This window comes from Myxococcus sp. CA039A, from assembly GCF_013336645.1.
Lineage (GTDB): Bacteria > Myxococcota > Myxococcia > Myxococcales > Myxococcaceae > Myxococcus > Myxococcus llanfairpwllgwyngyllgogerychwyrndrobwllllantysiliogogogochensis.
In genome coordinates, this window is record NZ_JABUMQ010000031.1 from 42,115 (window position 1) to 52,669 (window position 10,555).

The following is a 10,555-nucleotide window of genomic DNA, read 5'->3' on the forward strand; positions in this document are numbered from 1 at the left end:
TGAAATGAATGAGGCCGGGTGGAGCCGTTCGGGCCACCCGGCCTTTTCATGTCCGCCGACCCAGGCCCGCGGTCAGCGTTCCGTCGGCCCGCTCAGGACGCGGCGCGGGGCGTGGTCGCCTCGCACAGGTGCTCCAGGAACTCGGGCAGCAGGGCGGAGGAGATGATCCACAGCTTGCCCTCGCCCAGGTCGGCCAGGGCGGCGCGCTCGACGTACTCCACGCACGTGGACTCCACGTAGTGGACGAACACGCGGCGGCCGCGCGGCCGGTACCACTCCGCCGCGTGCGCCAGGAGCGCCAGCATGGCCCGCTGCGCCTCCGGCAGCGCGTCATCCACCAGCGGGAACAGGCGCACGCCGTCCAGCACGTTGAAGAGGTTGAGGCCCGGCTGCGCGGACTCCAGCACCGCCAGCGCCACCGCGCGGCCGTCGACACGGGCCACGCGCAGCTCGCGCTCACGGCCCAGGCCCGCCTCGCCCCACTTCGTCCGCGCGCGCGACAGGTCGAAGCGCTCCTCCACCAAATCGAGCGCCTCGCGGTAGGCCACCGGACGGGTGCGCTCCACTTCCTGGAAGAAGCGCGCGCGCTCGGCGTCGGTGGGCACTCCGACGTCGACGTCCGCGGGCACCTCCCACTGGCGCTCCACCTCCGCCTCCATCAGCCGGAAGGGCGTGAGGGACGCCTGGCCGGTGTGCTCGTACCAGTGGGCGAAGTCGAACTTGGTGAAGCGCACCCAGCGCACGTTCGCCTCGCAGAAGGCGATGAACCACTTCACGTCCGGGTCCACCTGCGTGGGCTCGTAGCCGCGCAGGTAGATGTCGCGCAGCGCCTCGCGCGCCGAGGAGCGCTGACCGGGCACGGCCTGGCGCGCGAGCTGATGCGCCATCCACGTCCCCTCGTACGGCTTCACCACCGACAGCGTGGCCTCCAGCGAGTCACCCGACGGGCGCACCACCCGGTAGCCCAGCTTGGTGCGGCCTTCGAGCCGCTCCTGCGTGGCGTCGAACCAGGGACGCTCCTCCACGAAGTCCTCGGGCGACTTGCCCGGCAGGCCGAAGTAGCCGGAGCCCTGGAAGAGCTTCCACGTCGCGTCGCCCCAGTCGCCCTCCACGCGGGTGGACGGGTGCATCTGCGCCTCCACCAGCGCGCGCCACGCCCGAGCGCCCTCCGCGTCCAGCGGCCGCACGGACATGCCGCACCGACGTCCCGCCGCGGTGCCGGAGATGTTGCGCACCTCCGCGCGAAGCCGCACCGGCGCCAGGCCCTCCATGGCCACCTCGAGCACCGGCTGACGCAGGCCCGGGTACAGCAGGTCCTCGCCCGGCTCCGTCATGAAGGCCAGGCCCTCGTAGGACAAGTCGAGCACGGGCCGCTTCACATGCACTTGCGGCCACATGGGGTGGTTGAAGGACAGCGTGCACGGGCTGCTCGGCGGCGCGCGACGCAGCCAGCGGTGGCGGTAGCGCACCAGCTCCGAGGGCACCGGCATCACCACCCAGCCGTCCTCCTCGCGCGCCTCGCTCACGTCCAGGTGCACCACGCTGCTGTAGCCGAACGCCTCCAGCACGAAGGGGCCCTGGAGCATGGGGCCATCGAAGCGCCAGCCCATGCGGTTGTTGAGCGCGTCGAAGAAGACCGCCGTGACGGAGACCTTCTGCCCGTCCGCGGTGCGCGCCATGCCGCGCGCCTGACGACCCGCGAGCGCCTCGCAGATGCGCGCGACGCGCTCCTTGCGGTCGATGCGCTCCTTCCACACCGGCCGCGTCTCCGGCGGCAACAAGAGGCCGTTGTCGCGCAGCGCCTCCAGCACCGTGACGATGCGACGGCCCGCGTCCAGCGGCGGCGACACGAAGCGAAGGCTGACCTCCGGCCTTGTGCCGCGCACCTCCATCACCTCCGCGTCCAGCGACGTCACCCAGCGCTCACCCTGGCCCAGCACCACCGACGCGGCCTGCCCCGGACGCGGCAGCGCGTTCGAGTCCAGGTGCAGCGTCAGGTGCTCCAGCGAGAGCTGAATCAGCCGGCCCGGCGTGTCGCTGTTGCCGAACGAAGCCACCGCGGTCAGCTCCGTCCCCACCCGGTAGCCGAGCACCGACTCCCGGCCGCGCGTCCCGTCCCGTGTGTCCGCCTGCATGCCAGCTCCGTTGTGTGAATGGAGACGAGTGTACGACTTCGGGCGAAAGGAAGCAGTCCCCCGGTATGGGTACCACCAGGGTGAACCGGGGTTCATATAGCCTGACCATTCTCAACAGGCTGGAAACTTGTTCCTCGGTACAGGCGTGGCGGAACCACATTGGGTGCGGGCCACCCCTGGGATTCAAGGACAGCGCGGCTCGATGAACGAGGACAGACCGTCCGGACCGGCGTCGGGTCTGCTTCCACCCACGGCATAAACGCGTCCGTCGGCGCCTCCCACGAGGGTATGGCCCAGACGGGGCGTCGACATTGACGCAGCAGGAGTAAAGCGCTCCGACGCGGGGTCGAACCATGCGGCAGAAGCCCCTTCCCTGTCCTCGACGTACACCCAACCGTTGCCCGCGAGAACCGCACGCGGCGCGGCGCGAGGTGCGTCCATGGAGGACAGCTCCCGCGCCCTCACCACCCCGGCATTCCGCTCCAGGAGGAATGCGCGCGAGGACGGGACGATGCCGCCTTCGCGTCCGCCGAGGATGAGCGCCCGTCCCGACTTCAGCTCCACCACCGCGGGCGACATCAGCGAGGTGGGCAGGAGCGGCCCGGCGCCGAGCAGTCCTGGGGGTGCCACGACATCCGTCCGCTCGGAGGGGGTGAGGCTGGTACAGCCTCCCGCGAGCACGAAGGCGTCTCCCAGCACCGCGCCTCCCGTGGGGCATTTCAGGGAGAGCCTGCCCAGACTCTCCCAGGCCCCCGCGTTCTCGCCGCGCAGCGTCATGCGGATCGCCGAGTCCGTCGTGGGCCTGCCGAGCCCCGCGGTGAGCTCTCCTCCGGCGATCACCCCATCCGCTCCGAGCCGGCCCGCGAGCACGCGGCGAAAGCCCAGGGGTGGGGAGAAGGGGATGAGGGTGGTGCCGCCATCGGTGTCGAGCCACTCGGCGCTCGGCTCGAGCACATCTCCCTCGCGCACGCCGCCGAGCACCACCACCGCGCCGTCATCCAGGACCAGGGCGGCGGCCTCCGCGCGGCCCACGGCGAGGTCGCTCGCGATGAAGCGGCCGGTTTCGGGGAAGAAGATCTCCACGGTGGAGACGGGCTTGCCCGCGCCATCGCGGCCTCCCAGCATCACCAGCGCTCCGGCATGGGGGCCCGTGGAGGGAGCGACGACCAGGGGGTCCGAGCGACGCGCGAAGCCCGGGCGTTCGGTGATGACGCCCGTGACGCCACCGGGACAGGCGCACACGCTGTTCGCGCAGACGAGTCCTCCGGGCTGACAGCTGGCGCCGACACAGTCGGGGTCGGCGCAGTCACCGAGTCCGTCACCGTCGTCGTCCACGCCGTTGTCGCAGGACTCCACGGGAGGACCGGCGTCTGGCGGCTCGGGGACGGCGGGCAGGGTGAGCGACAGCCTGGCGCCGGAGCCGGGAGTGAGCGCGGCTTCGCCAGAGGCGGTGGACTGGATGATGCCGGAGCGCTCGGCGGTGGCGCGCACGAAGACGCGGGTGCCTTCCGGCGTGGCGGGGCCGGACTCGAAGTTGAAGGTGGCGGGGAGGCGGAGTGCGGCGCCCTCCAGCGTGGCCACGGCGAGGGGCGTGCCATCTGGAAGGGAGGCGATGACGGACAGACGGTCGAAGTCCACGACAGGCGTCAGTGGACCGTCGACCACCACATGGACGCCACCGGGCGTCTTCTCGCACGCGAGCAGCGTCGACAGCAGAGCGAGCGTCAGGACTCGGAACGCGGCACGCATTTGCCCCACTGTAGTGCAGCCCGGCGCGCGAGCGAGGGCCCCCCTCGCGCGAGGGTCGTACCTCTCGGGACAGCACAGGCTCTCTCACGAGAGCATCTGCCTCCTCGGTCCGGTAGCTGGCCCCCACGAGAGTGCCGCCTTGCGGTCTGGCACTGCTCCTCTCGACAAAGCATCTGCATCCTCGAGCCAGGACCGGACCGGCCCCCACGAGAGTGCCGCCCTCGAACCCGGTACGACTCATCTGACGTGCGGGCGCCTCGCGGACGAGGGAGCGTGCGTGCCTTCCCCGCCTCGCCGCGATGGAACGTCGTCGCGCGACGGGTTAGTGGAGGGATTCCTTCCCGTTCCGAGGCCCCATGCCCCTGTCCACCCTCTGCCTGCGCTGCGGCATGTGCTGCGACGGAACCCTCTTCACCCACGTCTCGCTCCAACCAGAGGAAGCCCAGGCACTGGAGCGGCGCGGAGTGCCCCTCGACCGGCGCGAGGACGGAGTTCCCGCGCTCGCGCAGCACTGCTCCGCGCTGGATGGGCGCACGTGCACCGTCTATGCGGACCGCCCGGGGAGCTGCCGCCGCTACCACTGCCAGCTCTTCGCCGCGCTGTCGGAGAAGGAAGTCACGCTCGACGAGGCGCTCGGCATCGTCGACCAGGCACACGCATGGGTGGACGCCATCGCACGAGAGCTGCCTCCCGCCACCGAAGGCGAGCCTCGCTCGGTGATGCAGCGAGCCCGCCGCGCCGCCAAGGCCCACCCCGAGCAACCCCTGTCCTCCAAGGCCCAGGACGCCTACGCGAGCGCCGAGTACTACCTCGACAAGCACTTCCGCGGACGCTTCGGCCGTCGCGGCTGACGTCGGTGGGAATCCAGGTGCCTGGTGGGCCCGCGTGGATACGATGCGCATCCGCTTCCGCGCCCGGGACTGTCACGCGCTCGCATGCACGCGGCACCCGCGCCCTCACGAGGTCCCTTTCATGAAGACGCAGCTTCCCGCCCTCGCCGTGACGACCTTCGCGCTGCTCGGCGCGCCGCTGGCCCAGGCCGGTGACGAGCTCCCCACGCAGTCCGCGTCCGCCGACCTGAATGGCGACGGCAAGCCGGAGGCCATCGCCGTGAAGTGGAAGGAGGGCGACGAGGAGTTCGTCCTCACCGCCGGCACCGCCACGCTCCGCGGCAAGACGGACTCGGAGGTCCTCGGCCTCTCCATCATCGACGTGGACAGCGGCGACAAGCGCAAGGAAGTCGCCGTGCACACGGGCATGACGGACAACGACCGGCTCACCACCGTCTACGCCTTCGATGGCAAGAGCCTCAAGGCACTGGGCAGCGTCCACGCCCTCACCGAGGTGAAGGGCAACGGCATCATCCTCTCCGACAGCTGGGAGCAGTTCTGGAACCGGCGCGACAAGTTCGCCCTGGATGCCAAGGCCGGCAAGCTCTCCCTGGTACCGCAGGAGCTGTACTACGTCGGCCAGGAAGCCACCGTGCGAGAGGGCTTCCCCATCACCCACTCGCGCACCGACAAGAAGCCCGTGGCCACCCTCGCGGCGGCATCGAAGATTCTCGTGCTCGCCGCCGCGCCCGTCTCCGTGCAGGGCGGACGCTCCACGTCGTTCGTCTACCTCGTGAAGTCCTCCACCGGGCTGCTCGGCTGGGTGAGCCACGACACGCTGCTGGCGAAGACCGAGGGACTGACGGTCGCCGGGTAGTCCCGCTCACCGTGACGCATCGAGCGACGCGCGCGCGAGCAGGGCTTCTTCCAGCAGGGGCAGGCGCTCATCCTCGGGCCGGGCCTGACGCAGCCACTCCAGCGCGCGCTTCGCCCGGCCCAGGTCTCCCTCGAACACGAGGAAGCCCGTCGCCTGCAAGCGCTGCTCGGCCGTCGCATCCTTCGCGCCCAGCACCGCCTCCCAGCTCAGCGCCGCCTCATGGGGCGCGCCCAGCTCCTGGAACAACTTCGCCCGTGTCTCCGCCACCGACGCGGCCTCCACCCCACCCGGCGTCCCGCGCGGAAGCCGGGCCAGGGTGTCACGCGAGCGCTCGAACAACGCGCGCAGCTCCGGGATGACGGTGTCACCCGGGGACATCGACTCCAATCGCTGAAGCTGAGTGAGCGCGGAGTCGAAGCGCCCCGCGCGCGCGAAGGCCATGGCCAGATTGAGATGCCCTCTCCGGTAACCGGGCTGCTGTCGCACCATGTCTTCAAAAATGGTGATGGCCTCCGTGTGCTGGCCCAGCTTCGTCAGGCACAGCGCCAGGTTGTTGTAGCCCTTGATGCCCGTGAAGCGACTCTTCTGGCGCACCGACTGGCGCAGGTGTCCGAGCGCCTCCTCGTACCGGTGCGCTTCCATGTAGAGCCCGCCCAGTTGCTGCTGGACGAAGGCGTCATCGGGGCCAGACACCTGCTCCGCCACCCGCCACAGCCGAAGCTCGTCCATCCAGTCGCGGTTGCGCAGGTGCGTCGCCCCGGCGAAGGCCGTGAGCGTCACGACGGCCACGGCCAGCCCCGCCCTCGGACGCAACCGGGCGGCTCGCTCGAGCGGTGCCGCCAGCGCCACCACGCCCATCGCCACGGGCACGTAGAGGAAGCGGTCCGAGGCCAACGTGTGCAGGCCCAGGGGAATGGCATGGAGCACCAGCGCCAGCGCGCACGCGGCCGTCGCCAACGCGGCCTTCTCCAGCGGCGTGAGCCGGCCTCCCCACTTCCACAGGGACAGCCCCAGCGCGACGAGGACCCCCGCGCCCAAGAGGACCCAGGCGAGGGGATGCTCGCCCAGGACTCCCTGCTGGAGACGCGGGCGCAGCGCATCCACGAGCATCACCGCGTAGTGCCCCAGCGCGGCGAGCCCGGCCTCGGCGCGCTCGAGCAGCGACAACCCCGACGAGGCTCCCGCATCCAGCTCCCGCACGTCCGAGCGCAGCGCGTTCAACCGCAGGCCGCCATACAGCGCGAGCGCCACGCCCATGGGCAGCAGGTTTCGCACGGCCTGTCCGAAGCGGCGCTCCCGCGCGCGCACGGCGGTGAGCTCCAGCACGACGAGCCCCACCACGCCGGCCACCGCCACCTCCTTGCAGAGCAGGCCCGGCAGCACCAGCGCCGCCGCGCCCCAGCGCCGTGAGGCCGTGTCCGCGCGGTACACGAGCAGCGCCCCCAACGTGAAGACCGCCGCCAGCACATCCGTGCGTCCGGCAATCCACGCCACCGACTCCGTCAACCGGGGGAAGACACCAAACGCCGCGGCGCCCACCGCCGCGCCCCAGGGCGAGGCACCCGCTCGTCGGCACAGCAGGAACACCCACGCCACCACCACCAGGTGGAAGAGCAGGTTCATCAGGTGGAAGCCCTCGGGCGCGCCTCCAAAGAGCGCGTACTCCACCGCGTAGCCGAGCGTCACCAGCGGCCGGTAATAGCCGCGAGAGACGCCCATCGGGTCGCTCCAGAACATCCGCGTGAAGTAGTCCGGCAGCGGCGCCAGCTCGCGCACCACCTCCTGCTCCTCGATGAGCGAGTGGTCATCCCAGACGAAGCCGCCTCGCACCGCGTTGCCGTACGCGAGCGCCACCAGCAGCAACGGCAGCAGCACGGCCCGGCGCCGCAAGCGGGCGCGCGCGTCCTCGACGACGGGAGGGGAGGGTTCGCTCATGAAGAGGGCGGGAGTCTATCGCCCCCCGCTCGAAGGGCGGCGACCTTCCCTTGGGGGGCGAGCGGGAAGCCCGCCGTGCGTCCGCCTACTCGACCAGGGACAGCTCCACGCGGCCAAGCTGCTCGTCGGTGGCGGCCACCTTCACCTTCACCGGCATGCCCACGGTGAAGGTCCGCGTCTTGCCGACGAGGGACAGCTCGCGCGCATCCGGACGGAAGGGGCCGCCCGGCAGTCCTTCCGCCGGCAACATCCCCTCCACCAACATGCCGTCCAGCTGTGCCACCAGCCCGAAGGGCCGCACCCGGACGAGGCGCGCGGAGAACTCCCTGCCCACGTGCCCCGCCAACCACCGCGCTTCCAGCACGTGGTGCCGGTCCGCCTCGGCGCGATTCGCGGCGCGGGCGCGCGCGTTGATGTGCACCGCCAGCGCCTCCATCTCCGGGTCCTCGTCCAGGTAGTCGCGGCGGCCGTGCAGGTAGCCCTTCAGCGTGCGATGCACCGCGAGGTCCGCGTACCGACGGATGGGCGACGTGAAGTGCAGGTACAGCGGCGCCGCCAGTCCGAAGTGCGGCCCCGGCTTCACCGTGTAGCGAGACGGGCCCAGCGAGCGCCGCAACACCGAGCGCAGCGCGGGCTCCGCCGCCGCACCCGCGATTTGCCGGTCGAACGCCGTCAGCGCCAGCGGCGTCAGCTCGCGTCCGAAGCCCGCCGCGAAGCCCGAGTGTTCCGCGAACGCATTCAGGTCCGCCACGCGCAGCGGGTCCGGCTGCTCATGCACGCGGAACACGCCCGGCAGGCCGCGCACCAGCATCCACATGGCGATGGCCTCGTTCGCCGCCACCATGAAGCGCTCAATCATCCCGTGCGCGGACGTGGGCTGCTCGTTCACCAGTCCGGAGAGTTCGCCCGTCGCCGCGTCGAAGGTGAACCGCGCTTCATCTCGCGCGAACTCCATGCCGCCGCGAGCGCCGCGCGCCACCGCCAGTCGCGCCGCCGCCAACCGGAACCACGGCATGACGTCCCGCACCGGCTCCATGGGCGCGGACACCTCACCCCGGTCCAGGAAGGCCGCGACTTCTTCGTAGTTCAGCCGCGCCCAGGAGCGGATGACGCTCTCGTACACGTCCGCCGCCGTCACCCGGCCCTGCGGGTCGATGCGCAACTCCACCGTGAGGCAGCGTCGCTCCTTGCCCGGCACCAGGCTCAGCCAGTCCGAGGACAGCGACTCCGGCAACATCGGCAGCACGCGCCCCGCCATGTACACACTGGTGGCCCGCTCGCGCGCCTGCGAATCCAGCGCGGTGCCCTCCTTCACCAGCTCGCTCACGTCCGCGATGGACACCAGCAGTCGCAGCGCTCCATCCGGCCCCGCGGGCAGCACGGAAATCGCGTCGTCGATGTCTCGCGTGGACGGCGCATCCACCGTCACCGTCGGCACGTCGCGCAGGTCACGTCGCGCGCCCACCTCGTGCGGCACCTCGCGGGCGACTCGCGCGTCCTCCAGCGACTCGGGGGAGAAGTCCTTGCTCAGCGCGTGCCGGGCGATGATGCGCTCCAGCGAGCGGTCCTCTCCAGGCTCGATGCGGTAGAGCAGCGAGAGCTTGCCGTCGGTGATGCTCGCCACCACCGCGTCGCCGTGCTGGACGCGCGTGGTGCCTGGGTCGAGCACCCAGTCCGCGTTGCCCACCTCGCGGTCGATGCGCAGGTAGAACAGGCCCTTGCGGGCGACGACTTCGCCGTAGACGCGGGTGCGGGGCCGCTCCACCAGCGTCAGCCCGCTGGCCGTCCAGCGCCCGTCCGCGCCCGCCGTCACGGTGCCGGTGACGATGTCTCCGGCCAGCAGCGGGTTGAGGTCAAAAGGAGGAATGAAGGCGGACAGCACCTCTTGCGTGCCGGGCGCCTGCACGGTGAGGAAGCCGAAGCCCCGGGGGTGAACGTCGATACGGCCGGTGACAGCGCGGGGAGAAACAGAAGTATCCATGGAACCTTGGGAGCGCGTCTTAGCCCAGGTCCACCGAGGGACGGGCAGGAGGGACGCGCGGAGTGTGAAGTGAAAGGGGGGGCAGCTCCGGGGCCGACTCTCGTAAGGAGCCTGTGCTCGCCGGAGCGCGGAAACCTGAGATGAACGCCGGCCAGGACGCGCGGCCACCGTCTCTCCTGACGCCCCTACTCCTTGGGCTTGTCGAGCATCGCCCGTCGATTCTCGAGCGGGCCGAACAGCGTCTCCACCATCTGCTTCATGGAGACACCCCGAGGAAGGGGCGGGGCGCGCATCCCCTCCTCCGTGTAGACCACGCGTCCCTCCTCGACGACCCGGAACCACGCGCCCCACCAGGCGTACAGGGTGACGTGGCCCTCGGGGTGACGCTCCACCTCGAGCTCTCCCTCCTCCGGTCCCTCGCAGATGACGTCGAGGCGGCCTCCCGGCGGGATTTTGAACGGCATCCCCGAGGGCTCGAACCAGACGTCGACCGACGTGTCCAGCGTGTTCTCGAAGTCGAACCGCACCGTCTTCACACCCATCGCCGAGCCCTCTTCCCGGGCCACTCCCTCCAGCGGCCGTCGGCCCGTTCTCACACAGGTGTTCCCCGAGGTGCCACCGAGGCCTCGGACCACGAGCCCCGGCCCTCGTCCACGGCGTCACGGGTACACCTCCGTCACACATGGTGCCACGACAGAGTCTTCACGGAGGGTGCGTCCCGCGAGGAGCGCGGAGTAGGGTGCCCTTTTGCGGTGGCGAGCGAGCCCCGCGTCCTTCCCGACGGGCGACGAATGAAGACCGAGCTTGGAGTCCACCTGGGCCTGTCCGCGCGGATGGCCCGAAGGAACCTGGGACTGACCCAGGCCGCCGTCGCCGAGCGCCTCGGTGTGGCCCGTGAGGTGTACGCCCGCCTGGAGCGCGGCCACATGCTCCCGAGCATCCACACCCTGCGCGGCCTGTGCACCGTGCTCCACGTCCCACCCCACGCGCTGCTCGCCCTGGACGCCACCATCGAAACGCCCCCCGGCCGCAAGCGCCCACCCCAACC

Annotated in this window: 8 protein-coding genes; 3 read left to right on the plus strand and 5 right to left on the minus strand. The window is 71.0% G+C overall.

The window, feature by feature from the left end:
* Positions 1–92 precede the first annotated feature (92 nt).
* Positions 93–2,135: a PilZ domain-containing protein gene (locus HR086_RS07660; protein ID WP_174465252.1), complete on the minus strand. Its 2,043-nt coding sequence runs from the start codon at positions 2,133–2,135 to the stop codon at positions 93–95.
* 183 nt (positions 2,136–2,318) lie between these two features.
* Entirely contained in the window at positions 2,319–3,884 is a 1,566-nt protein-coding gene (locus HR086_RS07665; protein WP_174460334.1) for a hypothetical protein, read from the minus strand.
* Positions 3,885–4,240: 356 nt separating this feature from the next.
* Here HR086_RS07665 and HR086_RS07670 point away from each other — a divergent pair, with 356 nt between their 5' ends.
* The gene (locus tag HR086_RS07670) at positions 4,241–4,735 is read left to right on the plus strand and encodes a YkgJ family cysteine cluster protein (protein WP_141641849.1); all 495 of its coding nucleotides are present in this window, start codon (positions 4,241–4,243) and stop codon (positions 4,733–4,735) included.
* A 121-nt stretch (positions 4,736–4,856) separates the two neighbouring features.
* On the plus strand, positions 4,857–5,591 hold the full coding sequence (locus HR086_RS07675; RefSeq protein WP_174460335.1) for a hypothetical protein: 735 nt from the start codon (positions 4,857–4,859) through the stop codon (positions 5,589–5,591).
* A gap of 6 nt (positions 5,592–5,597) precedes the next feature.
* Here HR086_RS07675 and HR086_RS07680 read toward each other — a convergent pair whose 3' ends face one another.
* The 3 genes from HR086_RS07680 to HR086_RS07690 form a co-directional block, all read right to left on the minus strand.
* The gene (locus HR086_RS07680) at positions 5,598–7,526 is read right to left on the minus strand and encodes a tetratricopeptide repeat protein (protein WP_174465253.1); all 1,929 of its coding nucleotides are present in this window, start codon (positions 7,524–7,526) and stop codon (positions 5,598–5,600) included.
* 85 nt (positions 7,527–7,611) lie between these two features.
* Positions 7,612–9,507: a ribonuclease R family protein gene (locus HR086_RS07685; protein ID WP_174465254.1), complete on the minus strand. Its 1,896-nt coding sequence runs from the start codon at positions 9,505–9,507 to the stop codon at positions 7,612–7,614.
* A gap of 185 nt (positions 9,508–9,692) precedes the next feature.
* Complete coding sequence (locus tag HR086_RS07690) at positions 9,693–10,103, minus strand: hypothetical protein (RefSeq protein ID WP_174465255.1); 411 nt, start codon at positions 10,101–10,103, stop codon at positions 9,693–9,695.
* A gap of 195 nt (positions 10,104–10,298) precedes the next feature.
* Between HR086_RS07690 and HR086_RS07695 the strand changes: the two genes are divergently transcribed.
* Positions 10,299–10,555: helix-turn-helix transcriptional regulator (locus HR086_RS07695; protein ID WP_174465256.1), on the plus strand; the 257-nt coding region annotated here is incomplete at its 3' end.

Coding starts and splice junctions, on each gene's coding strand:
- HR086_RS07660 (WP_174465252.1), bottom strand. CDS start 2,135: ATGCAGGCGGACACACGGGACGGGACGCGCGGCCGGGAGTCGGTGCTC.
- HR086_RS07665 (WP_174460334.1), bottom strand. CDS start 3,884: ATGCGTGCCGCGTTCCGAGTCCTGACGCTCGCTCTGCTGTCGACGCTG.
- HR086_RS07670 (WP_141641849.1), top strand. CDS start 4,241: ATGCCCCTGTCCACCCTCTGCCTGCGCTGCGGCATGTGCTGCGACGGA.
- HR086_RS07675 (WP_174460335.1), top strand. CDS start 4,857: ATGAAGACGCAGCTTCCCGCCCTCGCCGTGACGACCTTCGCGCTGCTC.
- HR086_RS07680 (WP_174465253.1), bottom strand. CDS start 7,526: ATGAGCGAACCCTCCCCTCCCGTCGTCGAGGACGCGCGCGCCCGCTTG.
- HR086_RS07685 (WP_174465254.1), bottom strand. CDS start 9,507: ATGGATACTTCTGTTTCTCCCCGCGCTGTCACCGGCCGTATCGACGTT.